This window comes from Geitlerinema sp. PCC 9228 (assembly GCF_001870905.1).
Classification (GTDB): Bacteria; Cyanobacteriota; Cyanobacteriia; order Cyanobacteriales; family PCC-9228; genus PCC-9228.
The window spans coordinates 1-17,673 of record NZ_LNDC01000195.1 but is presented as its reverse complement, the minus strand read 5'-3'; the positions used below and the strand labels follow the sequence as shown (position 1 = coordinate 17,673).

At 47.9% G+C, this 17,673-nt stretch carries 14 protein-coding genes; 6 read left to right on the top strand and 8 right to left on the bottom strand.

Annotated features, from left to right (window positions below; genetic code table 11):
- Positions 1-48 precede the first annotated feature (48 nt).
- Entirely contained in the window at positions 49-1,932 is a 1,884-nt protein-coding gene (recN, locus tag AS151_RS20165) for a DNA repair protein RecN (RefSeq protein WP_071518866.1), read from the bottom strand.
- Between the two features lie 297 nt (positions 1,933-2,229).
- Between recN and AS151_RS20160 the strand changes: the two genes are divergently transcribed.
- On the top strand, positions 2,230-4,338 hold the full coding sequence (locus AS151_RS20160; RefSeq protein WP_084639818.1) for an AarF/ABC1/UbiB kinase family protein: 2,109 nt from the start codon (positions 2,230-2,232) through the stop codon (positions 4,336-4,338).
- Between the two features lie 42 nt (positions 4,339-4,380).
- On the opposite strand, the gene AS151_RS20155 is transcribed toward AS151_RS20160, so the two are convergent.
- The 4 genes from AS151_RS20155 to AS151_RS20140 form a co-directional block, all read right to left on the bottom strand.
- A complete protein-coding gene (locus tag AS151_RS20155) occupies positions 4,381-4,764 on the bottom strand; it encodes a hypothetical protein (protein ID WP_071518865.1) in 384 nt (127 codons plus the stop codon).
- Between the two features lie 96 nt (positions 4,765-4,860).
- On the bottom strand, positions 4,861-5,901 hold the full coding sequence (fmt, locus tag AS151_RS20150; protein ID WP_071518864.1) for a methionyl-tRNA formyltransferase: 1,041 nt from the start codon (positions 5,899-5,901) through the stop codon (positions 4,861-4,863).
- Positions 5,902-5,924: 23 nt separating this feature from the next.
- Entirely contained in the window at positions 5,925-6,824 is a 900-nt protein-coding gene (locus AS151_RS20145; protein ID WP_071518863.1) for an OmpA family protein, read from the bottom strand.
- A 78-nt stretch (positions 6,825-6,902) separates the two neighbouring features.
- Positions 6,903-8,453, bottom strand: a complete 1,551-nt coding sequence (locus tag AS151_RS20140) for a DGQHR domain-containing protein (protein ID WP_071518862.1) — start codon at positions 8,451-8,453, stop codon at positions 6,903-6,905.
- 133 nt (positions 8,454-8,586) lie between these two features.
- Here AS151_RS20140 and dndC point away from each other — a divergent pair, with 133 nt between their 5' ends.
- The 4 genes from dndC to AS151_RS20120 all read left to right on the top strand — a co-directional run bounded on the left by dndC (position 8,587) and on the right by AS151_RS20120 (position 13,483).
- Positions 8,587-10,155 carry a DNA phosphorothioation system sulfurtransferase DndC gene (gene dndC / locus AS151_RS20135; RefSeq protein WP_071518861.1) on the top strand — a complete coding sequence of 523 codons (1,569 nt, stop codon included), beginning with the start codon at positions 8,587-8,589 and terminating at the stop codon, positions 10,153-10,155.
- A 72-nt stretch (positions 10,156-10,227) separates the two neighbouring features.
- Positions 10,228-12,210 carry a DNA sulfur modification protein DndD gene (dndD, locus tag AS151_RS20130; protein WP_071518860.1) on the top strand — a complete coding sequence of 661 codons (1,983 nt, stop codon included), beginning with the start codon at positions 10,228-10,230 and terminating at the stop codon, positions 12,208-12,210.
- A gap of 48 nt (positions 12,211-12,258) precedes the next feature.
- The gene (locus tag AS151_RS20125; protein ID WP_170861463.1) at positions 12,259-13,095 is read left to right on the top strand and encodes a class I SAM-dependent methyltransferase; all 837 of its coding nucleotides are present in this window, start codon (positions 12,259-12,261) and stop codon (positions 13,093-13,095) included.
- A gap of 49 nt (positions 13,096-13,144) precedes the next feature.
- Complete coding sequence (locus tag AS151_RS20120) at positions 13,145-13,483, top strand: hypothetical protein (RefSeq protein WP_071518858.1); 339 nt, start codon at positions 13,145-13,147, stop codon at positions 13,481-13,483.
- 95 nt (positions 13,484-13,578) lie between these two features.
- Here AS151_RS20120 and AS151_RS21740 read toward each other — a convergent pair whose 3' ends face one another.
- The 3 genes from AS151_RS21740 to AS151_RS23175 all read right to left on the bottom strand — a co-directional run bounded on the left by AS151_RS21740 (position 13,579) and on the right by AS151_RS23175 (position 14,641).
- Positions 13,579-13,695: a CHAT domain-containing protein gene (locus tag AS151_RS21740; RefSeq protein WP_139240818.1), complete on the bottom strand. Its 117-nt coding sequence runs from the start codon at positions 13,693-13,695 to the stop codon at positions 13,579-13,581.
- A 49-nt stretch (positions 13,696-13,744) separates the two neighbouring features.
- A complete protein-coding gene (locus AS151_RS20115; RefSeq protein WP_071518857.1) occupies positions 13,745-14,314 on the bottom strand; it encodes a rhomboid family intramembrane serine protease in 570 nt (189 codons plus the stop codon).
- Positions 14,315-14,512: 198 nt separating this feature from the next.
- The gene (locus AS151_RS23175) at positions 14,513-14,641 is read right to left on the bottom strand and encodes a hypothetical protein (protein WP_275528010.1); all 129 of its coding nucleotides are present in this window, start codon (positions 14,639-14,641) and stop codon (positions 14,513-14,515) included.
- On the opposite strand from AS151_RS23175, the gene AS151_RS20105 reads away from it, so the two are divergent.
- A complete protein-coding gene (locus AS151_RS20105; RefSeq protein ID WP_071518855.1) occupies positions 14,640-17,396 on the top strand; it encodes a UPF0182 family protein in 2,757 nt (918 codons plus the stop codon). The two genes, AS151_RS23175 and AS151_RS20105, sit on opposite strands and share 2 nt — an antisense overlap.
- Positions 17,397-17,673: the final 277 nt, after the last annotated feature.

Sequence of the window (17,673 nt, the reverse complement as noted above, 5' to 3'; positions counted from 1 at the left end):
AATCAGATTCTCGATCGCGACAGGCTAGATAGAATTCTTTAAGGGAATTTAAGGGGAATGGGAGGGGGTTTGGGACTGGGATTCCTTATGGGAAGCAGGTTGGCTCGATTTTGGTGTGGGAGGGGGGGAGCTGCTGGCCAGTAAGGAGGCGTTGTTTTGATTTTGGGGATGGGTTTGGCGGAAGTTGGCTGCTTGGGCGAGTAGGGATTCGGCAAAGGCGATCGCTTCTTGGGCGGATTGACCGCCGGCCAGTTGGGCGAGTTCGTGCTGTCTTTGTTGGCGATTTGCCAAAGCATCCACTCGCACTACGGTTCTTTCTTCTGGGTCGGTGGCGGCGTCGGCGGCGATCGCTTGTTTGTTGATGCGAAAATGGCTATCGGCCATGGCAGCCACTAGGGGTTGGTGGGTAACGCACAGGACTTGATGTTGGCGGCTGAGTTGGTGCAGTTTTTCGGCGATGGCTTGGGCCACTTTGCCGGAAACCCCCACGTCGATTTCGTCGAAAACTAGGGTTTTGCGCCAGAAGGTGGGAAGGTCGCGGTTGCCGTTGCTGCTACTGGCATGTTGTTGGGCGAAACAGGCTTTCAGGGCCAGCAAAAAGCGACTCATTTCTCCGCCGGAGGCAATTTCGCTAATCGGTTGCAGGGGTTCCCCGGGGTTGGGGCTGAATTGGAAGCTGACCCGATCGCTGCCGTTGTTGGTAGGGGGGATGGCTTCGATGCTCACGCGAAATTGCACTTTGTCCATAGCTAAGGGTTTGAGGGCGTTGACCAATTCGGTTTCTAGGCAATTGGCGGTTTGACGTCGTTGCTGGGTCAGCTGGCGGCAGGCGGTTTGCAGGATTTCCCAAGTTTCGTCTCGCTGTTTTTCCCGGGCTTCTAAAGATTCTTGAGAGTTGGTCAGTGCTTCTAGTTCCGCTTCCACTTGCTGGTAGTGAGCGATCGCTTCGGCCAATGTGGGACCATATTTGCGACAGATCGGTTTTAATTCTTGAATGCGTTCTTCGATTTGCTGCAATTGTTGGGGGTCAGTTTCCAGTTGTTCCGCATAACTTCCCATTTGCCGCCCGGCTTCCATGACTTGCGTTAGCGCATCCCGGACCATTTCCCAGGTAGACTGTAGCTGTGGGTCGTACTGTACCATGGTTTGGAGGGTGGATTCGGCTTGGGCGAGCAAGTCCATGGCACTGGGAGCTTCTTCGTTGCTGGTATAAAGCCAACTATAAACCTGAAATCCCGACTGTTGTAAGTCCACAGTGTGGCTGAGGCGTTTTTTCTCCTGTTGTAAAGTATCCAACTCCTGGGGGTCTTGCAGGTTAGCTTCGGAAAGTTCCTGTTGTTGGTAAGCCAGCCAATCCTGACGCTGCAGCCTTTCTTGCTGGGAACGGCGGTGGCGGTCGAGGGTTTGTTGAACTTGTTGGTACTGCTGGTAGGCACTGGCCACTTCCCGTACTTGCTGGCGTACGCTTTCGCCACCGTAGGTATCCAACCAGGCAAGTTGATATTGGGGTTTGCCCAGGTTCACCGTTTGCCCTTGGGCGGTAATTTCCACCAAGCGATCGCGCAATTGCGACATTAGCTGGCGGTTGACCAAAACACCATTGAGGCGGGAACGACTACGCAGGTTCCCCGTACGCGCCACCAATTCCCGGCTGCAAACCAGGATATTCCCTTCCAACAGTTCGATTTCTTGTTCTTGCAACCACTGTGCCACGCTGGTTTCCAACTCAAACGTGGCTTCCACCAAAGCACGGTTGGCACCGGTACGAATGGCGCGGCTGCTACATTTTTCTCCCAAAGCAGCCAGCAGGGCATCGAGGATAATGGATTTACCAGCACCGGTTTCGCCGGTTAGTACGTTCAAGCCGGTACCGAATTCCAACTCCAGAGAGTCGATGAGGGCAAAATTTTCGATTCTCAGAGACAATAACATAATCGCTTGGCGACGAAGTTTGGGGCGACGGCAGCGATCGCTATCCGCCGGCAGTCCATTTCTATAATAGGAGGCAATGGCTGTTGAGAGCAGGTAGGTACGCTAAGCTAGTTTTAGCAGTTAGGTGCTTGTATCCAAGCCCAAACTCGTCCAAATTTTCAGGAAAACCATACCTAGGTGGGAACCTACCCCCATCGTAAACAGCCGCCGAGGTTTCGGTTGGTGGTAAAATTGTTACAATACGTTACGAAGTGGTTCCCATTTTTTATTCGGTAAGCTATGCAACGGCAAAACACCATGTCTGAAAGCAAAACAGCTCGCGGCGAGTACCGTCCCCTTGCCGCCCACAACTCGCAAGCATCGCGAACCCCCATCGTTCCCGAACCCGGTACGCCAACGGTAGATATGGAACCAGAAGTGGTACAACCGAATCGGGAACCACTTCCGCGCGAAATCGTACAGGGGGAAGCTCCCGAGGGAATGCGCTACGACCCCGAAGCGATCGCTGCTTACTTCCAACGCCGTCCTTTCCAAGTCCTCTTCCGGCTCTTACAAATCGTCAGTGCTTTCATCACCACCGTATTTGGTTGGTTGTGGGATCAAGCCACCGGCAGGGTCCAAAAAAACGAAGCCAAGCGGGCAGAAGAACTACGCATCACCCTCACCAACTTGGGTCCGGCCTTTATCAAAGTCGGACAAGCCCTCTCCACTCGCCCCGACTTAGTACCGCCAATTTACCTCGACGAACTGACCCAACTCCAAGATAAACTCCCTCCCTTTTCCAACGAAATTGCCTTTCAATTTATCGAAGAAGAACTGGGTCAAAAACCCCACGAACTCTACGCCGAACTTACCGACCATCCCGTTGCCGCCGCTTCCTTGGGACAAGTTTATAAAGGCAAATTAAAAACCGGAGAAACCGTAGCGGTGAAAGTCCAGCGTCCGGGATTGGCAGCCAGAATCTCCCTGGATATGTATATTCTGCGCCAGGTAGCCATTTGGGCCAATCGAATAACCGGCGATCGCTTCAAAAGCGATTTGGTTGGCATCATGGACGAATTCGCCACGCGCATCTACGAAGAAATGGACTACAACCAGGAAGGTGCCAACGCCGAACGCTTCCGTCGCCTCTACGGTCACATCAAAGGCATTTACGTCCCCTGCATCTACTGGCAATACACCGACCGCCGGGTATTGACCATGGAATGGGTAGAGGGCACCAAACTCACCAATATTGAAAAACTGCAAGCCCAAGGCATTCAAGCTACGGAACTGGTAGAAGTGGGCGTTCAGTGCTCCCTACGTCAGTTGTTAGAACACGGTTTCTTCCACGCCGACCCCCACCCGGGCAACTTACTTGCCACCCGCGATGGCAGGCTGGCCTATTTGGACTTCGGTATGATGAGTGAAGTCAAGGAACACCAGCGCTACGGCTTAATTGAAGCGGTGGTACATTTGGTCAACCGGGAATACGAAAGTTTGGCGCAGGATTACGTCAAATTAGAGTTTCTAACGCCAGATACCGATTTAACGCCGATTGTACCGGCGCTGGAACAAGTATTTAACAATGCTTTGGGAGCAAGCGTTGCTGAGTTAAACTTCAAAAGCATTACCGACCAGCTTTCGGAGTTGATGTACGAATATCCTTTCCGGGTGCCTGCCTACTACGCCCTGATTATTCGTTCTTTAGTAACTCTAGAAGGCATTGCTATTAAAGTAGACCCCAATTTTAAAGTTCTCAGCAAAGCCTATCCCTACGTAGCCAAACGGCTGCTTACCGACCCTTCGCCGCAACTACGTTCGTCCCTGAAAGCGCTTCTATTTAAAGAAGGACAGTTCCGCTGGAATCGCCTGGAAAACCTACTGCGCAACGCTCGGGATAATGAAGATTACGATATCAGCCATGTGGTGAACCAGGCGCTGGAGTTTCTGTTTTCCGAACGCGGTGCTTTTGTGCGGGAGTATCTGGTTGATGAAATTGTCAATCGCATGGATAAGGCTTCCCAACAGGCGCTGGAAAATACCCGAGCGGTGATGAACGAGTGGTTGGGGTCGTCTTCTCAATCCCAGCTACCGGCAAACCACCATCAAACTCACAATGGCGGAGAAGCCACGACCGAACAAGACCGTATTGTCCGGATTTGGGGGATTTTGCAGGAAACTCCTGGATTCGACCCTACGCAGTTGGTGCAGTTGGTACCGGGATTGCTGGCAAAACCGGAGTTTCAGCGTATGGGTCAGGAAGTGGCTGGCAATTTGGCGCAAAGGGCGATCGCGCGTCTGATTCGCGAGTTTCTCCTGTCGGAAAGTGCCAATTCTAGCAATGGCAACGGCAATGGCAAGGCCTCCAATTCACGTTCTTTGCCCAATGGCTATATCTCTACCAACCAACACCATAGCAAGTAGCCAGTTTCCTAGGAAATCCAGCGGGAGAAGCAGATTTGTTTCTCACTTCTCCCAGCTGTTCTTTCTTTCTGATTTTTTTATAACCCCAAGATAAGCGTTGGCAGGAAAACATTTAGTATTTTTATTGCTACCCAAAATTTGCCCAGGGAATCCCGCAAAATAATTGAGAATCTTGTCAATTAAAAACGGAATTTCGCCTCTTGACTCGTGGGGATGGAAACTAGTAAAATCAGAAACCATAGTATGGGTACAAAGTATAGACAATTTTATCCTTAATTTTAATTTTTCCGCTGCATCTCCCATACTGACGTAGAAAAAATTCTTCGTTTTTGGGGGACGGAAAATTTTGGGTGCTTCCCTGTGTGCATGTATTTTTGTAAAGGCGATAGCACTTTTTTGACAAAAACTTCGTTTTGTGGTATGCAAATCAATTTTCTACGCTAGTGCCATTTTTCCATAGCGAGAACCATTTCAGCACAGAAAACAAAAAATTATTGTTGGCGCCGAAAATCGATAGAAATCCTAAGCATCCCCCCCGTCGCTGGTCAATGCCTCTCCCACCTCCAAACGAGCGCCATTGACAAAATCCCATCCCGATTGGGAACGCTTACCAGCCGGCTGTACGGTTTGCAAAAGCAACAAACCAGAACCCGTTTGCACAATAGGTCCGCGATTTTTCACAACTTCCACCACCGTACCCACCTTCTCGCTCAACTGGGGACGATCTTGACTGCTAGCATCGCGCGTAGCAATCCAGTTGGGGTCAATGCCTTGAAACTGTTCCTGAGGAAGCTGTTCCAAAACCTCCGAAAGTAGAGGTAAAGTTGCCGTCACCTTCAACGGTTCCCCACGGAAATAGGTAAAACAGTTGGGATAAAATCCCCGTACCTGATTGTGCAACTCCCAAGCAGAACGCCGCCAGCTCAAAAGATAATCCTGTTTTTGAATCAAACGGGCGTAGGAAGCTTCCGCATCGTTTTGTGGCGTAGGTTCTAATTTGCCAGCTTCTAAATTGAGCAGGGTTTCCACCAACAAATCAGCCCCCATTTGGGAAAGATTTTGCGCCACATCGCTGGCATTGTCCAACCAACCAATGGGGGTCTCCGCTTTTAGCAGCATAGGTCCGGTATCCATCCCTTCTTCCATTAGCATGGTGGTAACGCCAGTTTTGCTTTTGCCATCGTACAAACACCACTGTACTGGCGCTGCACCGCGGTATTCCGGCAGCAACGAAGCGTGGACGTTAACGCATCCCAAGCGCGGCATATCTAAAACCTGTTTGGACAAAATTTGCCCATAAGCCACCACCACAAAAACATCTGCTTGTAGGTTTTGCAGGTCTTCGAGGGTTTGTCGATCTTTTTTGAGGCGTTTGGGTTGCCATACGGGAAGGTTGTGGCTGCTGGCAAGGCGTTTCACCGGCGAAGGAATCAGCTGGCTGCCCCTGCCGCGGCGTTTGTCCGGTTGGGTAACCACACCAATCAGGTCAAAGGCACTATTGTCGATGAGTTTTTCTAGGGGAGGAACGGCGAATTGTGGCGTACCAAAGAAAACGATTTTCATATAGGAACCGATGGAAGTTCGATTTAGGAATAGGGAAGAATTTTGACTTCAATGCGCCGTTGGGTTTGGGGATTGGCCGTTCCCTCGGCGCTGGTGGTTGCTGTTTCCCCACTGGCAGCGAACCCCGTCGAACCGTACCCTAGCACGATCCAGCGATATTGAGAAGATAGTTCCCGTTGGAGATATTCGGCGATCGCGGTGGCTTGTTGAAAAGTAAAATCCAAAGCCTTCTGTTGGGGTTGGCTATCGGTATAAGCGCCAATCAAAACTGTGGAACGGGGATAGTTGCGCAATTCCGCCAATAAGTTATCCAAAATGGCGTTGGTGTCTTCTTTTAAGGTAACGCTTTGGTTTTCAAATAAAAAATCGCTGGGCAGAGAAATGGAAAGGACGTTTTCTGACAGTCCCACATGCTTGGATGCGGCGGTAAAATCGGTATTGGGAGTATCCGGTACCACATCCCCGTTGTTGGCGGCATCTAGCTGTTGCGCTAAAATTTCTAGGCGCATTTCCAATGGTTGCAAAGGACGGGTGTTGCCCAACTGTTGTTCTAGCTGGCTGGTACGACCGATGAGTTGGTTGTATTCTTGCTGCAGTTGCTGGAGTTGGGTTTGCAGTTGCTGGCGTTTTTGGGAAGTGAGGGTGGTTTTGGGAATTTCGACAGCGGGGGATGGTGATGTTGGAAAATTGGGTTCTGCTGGAGGATCTGGCGAAAAGAGTTGCTGCCGCCATTGTTCTACCAAGGGAGGTTGTTGGGGGGTAGTGGTAGCAAAACGCTGTGCCAAAGCCATGCCTATCAAGACGGCAACGCCACCGCCACCCACCAGCAATAGCAAACGCCAGATTAGGTTTAGTAAAGCCGAGATGGGATTGGGGGAAGATTGGCGAGAGGGAGGTTCCGATGAATTACTAGATGAAGTCAATGGCGCTGGCTCCTCAATCGTTGCTAAGCTAGGTTGGTTACTGGGGATGTTTGCGAGAAAAATTGGTTTGTGTGTTGGCTACATTTTTTTCGGCAATCCTACTTCTCTAGGATGCACCCAACGTCCGGCAAAATTAATGGTTTTATCTTCAAAAGTTCTCGCTTTTGCCAAAGCCGTCCGGATTTCTGCTTTCTCTAAGCGATCGCGAACGCCCCCTAAAATATACATCAGGAGTTTGCTAGCCAACTCCCGTCCTGCCACTCGAATTCTTCCTTTGTTAGGGTCGTATAAAACACCGTACCACACAGAAGCAGGATTTTCTATACGGCTGAATCCCCCCTTCTCGTCGTAGCGGCGCAATTTCGCCAAAATCTCCTCCAAAGAAAACTGTTGCCGATAAACCAAATTTCCCAAAGCCTTCGCTACCGCCACCTGACCCACAGGTCGAAACAAAATGTTGCCCTCGCCGCCTGGCTTTTCAAAATAAAAACGACGCAACGTCGGCGTTTCCCAACCTTGCTGCAATTTCTGATAGCTTGGCAACTCCATGAGATAATCGAACAGTTGCGCTACCGCTTCCATCCCTTCCTGTAATTCTTGCGTGTCTGGACGCAAGGGAATCAATCCTGGTTTGGGAGAATGCCAGTGGAGAAACTTAGGTTCTAAATATACTTGCACCATATCCTTCAGTGCCTGTAGTGTAGTTAAAACCGTCGATTTGGCAGCCACTGTAGCGCTATCCCAATTCATTCGCGGATTACGTCCTATTTCCTCCCGCAGTAAGGGATGGGTCACTGCAATCTGACGGCTAACAATAGAAAACCCATCATCTTCATCCAGCAACGCTAGCTGTCCTTTACTTAGCTTCACCGCCATTAAATTGGCATGGACAAAAATCGACCGAATTCGTTGCCTAGCTTCGTCGCGAGTTTCCCCTTTTGCTACTGCTGGCAGAAATTCAATCCCAATTTTTTCTGTAGCTACATTTTGCAGCTGGCGGCGAGTGACATGATACTCTCCCACCAAATCTTCAAGGGTAATTTCGCTGCCAACCGGTTTTTTGACTTTGCTATACTGTGGCAACCTGCCAGTTTCCAACAATTCCATCAATCCTTGGATTCCCATCAGACGATGTTGTCCGTCTAAAGCAAACATGGAACTAGATGGGGAAATCTCTAAAACTCCCACCGTTTTCTTCGCATCCAATGCCGTAAAATCCACAGCTGATTGTTTGGCGCGTTGGTTTTGATCCCACTGCGGCGCATCTGGGTCATCTACCCAATCTGGCGACACCACCACCAGCAATGCCGGAAATTTATGATTTTCCCGAATCGCAATATATTGCGCTAGCGGCGCTTGGCGCGACCAATCGAGAGGACGTTGCAAAATTTCGTTGATGGTTTGCGCGCTGCGTTCCACATCTTGGGTTTGCGGGTCTAGCTGTTGTTGAAATAAAGGCAATTCGGAAGCAAAGCCAATGTGGCGATGAACCCACTGTAAGGTGACCGAACTCACAAAGGCTGCGGTTTCTCCCATTTCCGTTTTTTGCACCAAAAGCCGGTCATCGCTGTTGAGATAAAAGTCGAGAAGTTGGGTCAGGGTTTGTCGCTGTTGCTTGTCTAGTTTCAATTCTGCTTTCCTATTGGCTTGCCTTCGTCCTGGATAAAAGTTTAAGCTATGAAGGCGAGTTTTTAAAAACTGATGGTCCCGTCAACCCCAGCCTGGTTGGTCGCCAGATACGAAGTCTCAGGGGGAGGCAAACATGAATACAAGCCAACAATCCCAACAGCAACCACAACAGCGTACGGTCGCTGAATTGGTAGAAGATATTGAAGCGTTAACCTCGGAAATCCAACAACTCTACTGTCAGGATGATATTCCCTGGATTGTTGGTTATTCCGGTGGTAAAGATAGTTCTACAGTTTTGCAGTTGGTTTGGAATGCGATCGCTAGCTTACCAGAAGAAAAAAGAACGAAACAAATTTACGTTTTAACGAACGATACCTTTGTAGAAAATCCTCTTGTATCTGCTTGGGTTCAAAAATCATTAGAACGAATGAAAACTGCTGCCCAAGAACAGAATTTACCTATCGAACCCAATTTAACAACACCAGCAATTAAAGATACATTTTGGGTCAATTTAATTGGTAAAGGATATCCAGCACCTAGACAAGGATTTAGATGGTGTACCGAACGAATGAAAATTCAACCTACTAATGATTTTATTCGCGGAGCAATTCGGGAAAATGGGGAAATAATTTTAGTTTTAGGAACTCGCAAAGCCGAAAGTACAAAACGGGCAAGCACAATGGCAAAACATCGCCATTGGCGAGTACGCGATAGATTAGATCAAAACCCCGACCATCCCAATTCCTTATTTTACTTACCCATTGAAGATTGGCGCACTGATGAAGTATGGCTTTACTTGAACCAATATCCCAATCCTTGGGGACATAGTAACAAAGATTTGTTTGGCATGTATCGGGGAGCAACAGCCGATAATGAATGTCCTTTGGTTGTAGATACTTCTACTCCCAGTTGCGGCGATTCTCGATTTGGCTGCTGGGTCTGTACGATGGTTAATAAAGACAAATCCATGGAGGCCATGATCCAAAACGACGAGGAAAAAGAATGGATGCAGCCTCTATTAGATATTCGCAATGAATTAGACGTACAAGACGATCGCGATCGCCGAGATTTTCGCAGAATTTTTGGCAAAGTGCAACTATTTGAACGCAACCAAGGTGGCGAAACCCAAGTGGTTCCTATTCCCGGTCCTTATACCAAAGAATGGCGAGAATATTGGTTGCGACGTGTACTGGAAGCGCAAACCCAAGTTCGGGAAAATGCGCCAGACGATATGAAAAATATTACCCTCATCCAACCCGAAGAATTAAGCGAAATTCGTCGTATCTGGCTGGAAGAAAAACACGAATTTGACGATCGCTTGCCACAAATTTATCAAGAAGCTACCGGAGAACCCTTTTTCGATCCGCGTCCTAGTGTTGGCAGCCATTTATTGGGAATAGATGAGTGGCAAATTTTAGAAGAAGTCACCGATGGCGATGCCATGCATTTAGAACTAATGGCAAAATTATTGGATACCGAACGCCAATATCATACCATGGCACGTCGCGTTGGCATTTATGAAGATTTGGAAAAATGCTTTGAAACCAGTTCCCGTTCTCAAACAGAAGCGTTAAACAATGCCTACAAGAAACGCGATTTAAAAGAAGCTGCCGATCGCGGTGATGTATCGACTGTGAAACAATTAAGTTGGGCCGATATGAAATTTGGTACTGCCACTACCAATACTAGCACTGTCGATTAAATCCAACTGTTCTCTTTTTCCCCTCCCACTTTCACTTTCTCAAAAGTCCCCTATTCTTAGTAAAAAACAACCGTGCGATTTACCGAACTCGTTCTGAACAATTTTGGTCCCTATCTCGGCTACCAAACAATAAATTTACGTCCGGAAGATGATAAAACTCCGCCGCCGATTGTTTTATTTGGCGGTATGAATGGGGGTGGGAAAACAACTCTAATGGATGCTATTCGCCTGGCATTGTACGGACCGCGCGCGCAGTGTTCTACGCGGGGAAATTTAAGCTATTCCGATTTTCTATCGCAATGCGTTCACAATCAAACACCGCCAACTGAAAAAACGCGCATTGAGTTAGCATTTGAACATGTGGTTGGCGATCGCTTTGTCGAACATCGCATCGTTCGTACTTGGGGAAAAAATCCCAAAGATGGCAAAGACCAGTTGGGAATTTTAGAAGACGATTGGAAAGATGAAGGACTAACGGAAACCTGGGACGAGTATATCGAAACTTTACTGCCTTTGGGAATTTCCAATTTATTTCTATTTGACGGCGAACAGGTCAAGGAACTGGCAGAACAAGACGAACCACCGCCTTTGGTCTTTGATGCCATTCAATCTTTGTTAGGATTGGAACTAGCCGATCGTTTGGCAGTAGATTTGGATGTTCTCGTTAGCCGCAAGCGCAAAGAACTGGCGAACAAACAGCAACTGACCAATTTAGAAGACCTAGAACAAAATCTCCAAACCAAACAATCCGAATACGAAGCCGCCGAACAAGAAGTCAAGACCTGCCAACAAGCCTTAGAAAAAGCGCGATCGCACCATCAAGCAACCAAAGAAAAATTAATGAAAGAAGGCGGGGAAATTGCCGGTCAGCGCAACCAACTAGAAGCGGAAATTCAAAACATAGAAAGCGAAATGCAAACGCAACGCGATCGCTTGCGGGAAATTGCTGCCGATTCCTTGCCTTTAAAATTGATATCTCCCCTATTACAAGATGCCAAACATCAAGGAGAACAAGAAAACCAGTGGCAAGAATATACCATCGCCCGAGATATTTTACATTCTAGGGACCAACGTCTGTTAGACTATTTACAAACCCTCGATGTATCCGAATCCAACTTACTCGCCATCCAAAAATTTCTCGAAAGCGATCGCCACCAGTTGGATATCGAAAACGACCCCGACAAAGAAATTTGGCTGCATGCCGATACCACAGCCATCGAACAAATCGGCAATTTACTGGATTACCAACTACCCTCCCTGCAACAACGCGCGCAGGAATGCCTGCAAAAATTAACCGACCTGGAACAGCAAAAAACCGCCAAAGAACGACAGCTAGCCGCCGCCGCCTCCCCAGAAACTTACCAACAACTGGTGGATGCCGTTAGCGATGCCAGTGCTAAACTAAAACAAGCGGAACATCAATACCAAGATGCAGAACACCGCTGCCAAGAAATTGCCGACGCGATCGCCAAACTCAAAAAACAGCTACAACGCTACAGTGAAGAATATATCGACCGGGAAAACGCCAACCACATTATCCAATCTTCCGCCAGAGTCAAACAAACCCTGCAACGGTTTAAAGAACGCCTCACCTTAAAAAAACTTAACAAACTGGAAACCGAAGTCACCGAATGTTTCCGCTACCTGCTGCATAAATCCGACCTGGTTCACCGCGTCGTTATTGATACCCAAACCTACAGCCTGTCTCTCTACGACTCGCAAGGCAACCCCGTTCCCAAACATCGCCTCTCCGCCGGAGAAAAACAACTCCTTGCCATATCCTTTTTGTGGGGATTGGCGAGAGTTTCCGGTCACCAACTTCCCATCGCCATCGATACGCCACTGGGTCGTTTGGATTCTTCCCACCGGCAAAACTTGGTGGAACGCTATTTTCCCGCCGCCAGCCACCAGGTCATTCTCCTGTCTACCGATACCGAAATTGCCGAAACAGAAGTAAATACCCTACGCCAGCAAAAAGCGATCGCGCACGAATACCTTCTAGAGTACAATGCCAAACAGCGCCAAACAACCGTCAAACCCGGTTATTTTTTCTAGAAACGCAGCATGGAAACACGCCCATCCTGTCCTATCTGCCAACATAGCATGAAATCGCAGCTAGAACCTTGGCTGCAACATTGTACGAGTTGCGATTTGTGGGTATCTTCCCTTTCCCCCAGCGCCGACCTAACTTCTAACAACAGCGACCTTTTACAAGAAAACCAACGTCGCGACGCCTTAAAATACCTACGACAGGCCAACTTCCGAACCATATTCGATATCCTGAATCGCTTTTTACCGATTCGCAACAAAAAAATTCTCGATGTGGGTTGTGCCTACGGTTGGTTTTTAGAAATTGCCACCGCCAAAGGTGCGATTGCCACCGGCGTCGAACCAGAAACTGAAGTTGCCAATCTGGGAAAACAGCAAGGATGGGATATTCGTCTTGGCTATTTTCCCGACTGTCTGGGAGAAGAGGAAAAATTTCACGCCATTGCCTTTAACGACGCCTTTGAACATTTTCCCGACTGCCACCAAGTTTTAAAACAATGCCACCAATTCCTCATTCCCGGTGGCTTTCTGATTCTTAACCTTCCCAACAGCAACGGATTTTTCTACCGCCTTGCTAGCTTGCTAGCCAAATTGGGAATCAAAAAACCATTACATCGCCTATGGCAAAAAGATTATCCCAGTCCGCACTTATTTTATTTTAACGCTAGCAATTTACACAAACTAGCTACCCAACATGGATTTTACTTATTGCACAGTCAAAGTTTGCCTACACTGCATTTATCAGGACTTTGGTCGCGATTGCGTATGGACAAACGAACGTCGCGCCTGACAGCAGCTTTTCTATATCTTGCTATTCTTTTCGTCTATCCGATACTCTCTATACTAGCCCCCGCCGATATCCTTTTGCAAATTTATCAAAAACAGGAATAGACTGGCTGTACGGGAAAATTTCGCAGAAGCACTATATTTCAGTACCAACATGGAACCATCCCATCCCAATTCCAACGAACTACATATCGGTCCCCTTGCACCTTACGAAGACCGTTTGCTGCATGCTTTAGCCTTTTTTCGAACCAATCGCAACCCAGCCATACAAGCGAAGCATTGTCTGAGCATGTATCTAAGGCAGTCGGAAAATCGAATTATGAGAGAAATTGAATTTTATGCGCGCGCTTGCGGCATGGAACCGTTTCAGCTGCTAGAGTCAATCTATCAAAATCCCGAAAAAGCCGATCGAATGATTCGAGAATCTCTAAATCGAGATATATCTGCTATTTTTAACGAATCCAATTTTTCTTCCTCAGAGGAAGATGGCTGAGACCATTTCTAAAAAATAATGATTCTCTAAGAGTTTCTAATTTTTAGAAATATAGGAAAATTCCTCCTACAAATCCCACTCATTTCTTGCACGCTTTAAAAAAAACGTCCTTGGTTGACGAGCAAATGCTGGCAGTAGTGGGTCATGAGTTCTTTGGTTCCTTCATTGCTGACTTGCCACAGGCTGATTAGCGGACTTTGCGCGCCAGCCATAGCTAATGCTCAACCCCCTCCCTTCTGGTTTTTATTTTATGCTCGATGGTTACGAGGCGCGATCGCTTTTTTCCCGATAGACACCGTAAGCAGAAAAGATTCCCAACAACAAACCAAACAAATGTCCCCACCAAGCTACCCCTGGCTGGGTCGGGAACACGCCTCCAATTAAATAGCTATAGTGGATCATCACAAAAACTGAAAGTCCCAAAGGGAGCAAGCGTTTTTCCAACCAGCCGATGGTCAGCAAATAACCAAATAAAGTATATACTACCCCGCTCAAACCGTGAGCGCTGTAAGGACCCAACAGCCAGCAAAACAGACCGCCGCCTATCCAACCAATCCATAAGCTGGTCCAGAAATCTCGTTCGCTTTTGAGCAAAATCAACCAACTAAAAATGGCAAATCCGATGGTATTGCTAATGAGATGGGGAAAACCACTGTGGGAAATGGCGGAGAGAAAGATTCCCCCAAGGTGTTCTAGGGAACGAGGGTGAACCACCAAATTCCACCGTCCTTGGAAAAAAAGTTGGTCGATAATTTCCTGGGTCCAGGGAATGGCGAGAACTTGCAGGGGGAGGAAAAATTTGCGACGCCAACTGACAATTGCTGGTTTCATGGAATTTTTTGTTCGATAAGCGACGATCGCATGGGGAAATGTGGGGAAACGTTGTTCCTGAAACTGACCATTTTTCCCCTTCTAGTCTAGCAAAACGGATAGATTTGTCCTGGGAAGAACAAAAACAGATTGTAAACTTTCTGTTTGTCGGGATGACAGAAGCGGTCAATGCTTGCGGAAAACCATCATGGGTACAACCTAATGTGGCAAATTTAACCATTCCGTTGTAGGATGCCCCTTGAGGGATTGTTGTTGGTGGTTGTCGCGATCGCCGCGCTTGCCAATCCCACCATACCGTCCACCCAAGCTTTTCTTAGGAGTTCCCATGAGAAGCCGAGAACGCGCTTTTTACCAACGAGCCACGGTGATTCTTCCCGTGGCAGTGGTTCTGTTTATCCTATTGCTATCTTCTGGTACGCTGCTGCATTTGCTCACCGAATCCTGGTGGTTTGATGCTGTAGGATTTTCTAGTGTTTTCTGGACGATCAAACTTTGGCAAATTGCCATTTGGATTGCCACATTTGCTATATTTGCCCTGTTTATGTGGGGGAACTATGCCATTGCCGCGCGCGTTACTCGCTACTCCACCTACCGTCTCCTAGAAAGTAATAAATTCGCTATTTACGCCCAAACCATTCCCAAATACGTGGTTCCGGTGGTCATTTTCTTGATTTCTCTGGCAGCCGCCGGTAGCAGTATTGGCAGTTGGGAAACCATTTTAAAATTTCTGAACGCCAACAATTTCGGGGAAAACGACCCCATTTTTAACCTGGATTTGGGGTTTTATATCTTCCAGTTGCCTCTATTTGAAAATCTGTTTGGTTGGTTGCTCGGTCTGATTTTCTGCGGGTTGCTGGTCTCCATTCCTATTTATATCCTCAAAGGCAGTATTAGCCTGGAACGGGGATGGCAGCGTTTTATTTACGGCGGCGCAAAAACCCATATTACCTTACTTTTAGCTGCGATCGCGCTTTTGGTCGGTGTTGGCTTTTGGTTGCAACGCTACGAACTGCTGTACTCCCAAACTGGCGTGGTGGCTGGTGCTGGCTATACCGACACCCATGCGCGACTGATGGGATTGTCGGTGATGAGCGTGATTGGCATTGCCTTAGCGGTGTTGCTGCTGCTGTCTCTCCGGCAAATGAGCTTCAAACTCCCGGCTTACGGATTGGGGGTTTATGTTTTGGCCACCATTTTGCTAACCACCGCCTATCCCGGATTCCAGCAAAACTTTATCGTGGAACCCAACGAACTCCAGAAAGAAAAACCTTATATCAAAAACAATATTGCCCTCACCCGCAAAGCCTACCATCTGGATAAAGTCCAAAGGCAGTCGTACCCCGCAGAAGGCGATCTCGACCGCCAGGATTTAGAGGAAAATCAAACCACCATTCGCAATATCCGTCTGTGGGATTACCGTCCTTTGCTGACCAGTTACGGCCAGTTGCAAGAAATTCGTCCCTATTATAATTTCCGCGATATTGATGTCGATCGCTATACCATCAACGGCGAATACCGTCAAGTTATGCTTTCGGCGCGGGAACTATCCAATGCTCCTCGCAATAGCTGGGTAAGCGAACGTCTCAAATACACCCACGGCTACGGTTTGGTGATGAGTCCGGTGAATGTGGTGACGCCGCAAGGGTTGCCGGAGTTGTTTATTAAAGATATTCCACCAGTTTCCGAAATTGATTTGGAAGTGGAGCGTTCGGGGATTTACTATGGTCAGGAAACCGATAATTATGTCTTTACGGGAACCAGTACGGAAGAGTTTGACTATCCCCTCGGCGATCGCAATGCCAAAACCATGTACAGTGGAGAAGGCGGCGTTCTCATGGAGTCGTTTTTGAAACGGCTTGCCTATGCCATGGATTTGGGAAGTTTGAAAATTCTGATTTCTCCCTATTTTACCGATAGCTCTCGGGTACACTACTACAGAGACATTGAAGAACGGGTTGGTCGAGTAGCGCCGTTTCTACGATTGGACAGCGATCCTTATATCACCCTCATCAATGGCGAGTTGAAATGGGCGATCGAAGGATATACCGTGAGCGATCGCTTTCCTTACTCCGAACCGGTCTCCAGCATCAACCGCGCCGGTACTTTCTTAGGCAGGGGAGGTTCCCAAAAACTCATTAGCGGTGGCTTCAACTACGTTCGCAACTCGGTGAAAGTGGTTGTGGATGCCTACGACGGCAGCATGGATTTTTACACAGTTGATGCAGAAGACCCGATTCTAGCCACCTATCGCCAAATCTTCCCCGATTTGTTTGAACCTCAAGAAACAGTTCCTCCAGAAGTTAAAGACCACTTCCGCTATCCGTTCGATTTGTTTCAAATCCAAGCGCAGATGTATCTTTCCTACCACATGAGTGACCCGGAAGTGTTCTACAACCGGGAGGATTTGTGGCGCTTTCCTAATGAAAATTACCAGGGTAGCCAACGTCCCGTTTCTCCCTACTATATAATTATGCGTCTGCCGGAGGAAGAACAAGAAGAATTCCTGCTGATTTTGCCCTTTACCCCGGTGCAAAAAGACAATATGATTGCTTGGATGGCGGCGCGTTCCGATAAAGAAGATTACGGTAAATTGTTGCTGTACGAATTTCCCAAGCAAGAGTTAATTTTTGGTCCCAGCCAAATCGAAGCGCGCATCAATCAAAATCCGGAAATTTCTGAACAGTTGAGTTTGTGGGACCAGCAAGGTTCGCGGGTGATTCGCGGTAATTTGTTGGTGATTCCCATTGAAAAATCCTTGCTATATATTGAACCGATCTATTTGCGCGCCGAACAGGGAGAGTTGCCGGAGTTGAAACGGGTTATTGCTTCTTATAACGAACAAGTGGTAATGCGTCCCGATTTACAATCTTCTCTGGCAGCGATTTTTGGTGAAGAAAAAGCAACGCCAGCTGCCAGACCAACTCCCACCGATGGCGAGGCAGGGGTTCCTGCGAATTTGATTCAACAAGCCCAACAAACTTTCGATCGAGCGCAACAAGCGGCGCGGGAAGGAAATTGGGCCGAATACGGACGGCAAACTGCTGAATTGGAGAAAATTCTGCAACAGTTGAGCGAACAATAGGGGAATTTTGGTTGGGGGCAATTGGCGAATTGCCCCTATGGGGGCTTCCCAGTTTCTATTTAGCCAGGAACTTTACAAAACTTAACTACTTTTTTACCGCATGAATCGGGAGCTGGAAAGCCCTGACTTTTGAAAGCAGGGATGAAAAGCGACCCGTGCGGCTTGAGCCGCCGTCACCATCAAGTCAATGTACTAGCATCTAGAAAAGCAGGCGTAAACCTATTTTTGTTCATTATGTTGACTCTCAGCTACGAATTTAAACTCAAACCAACATCCC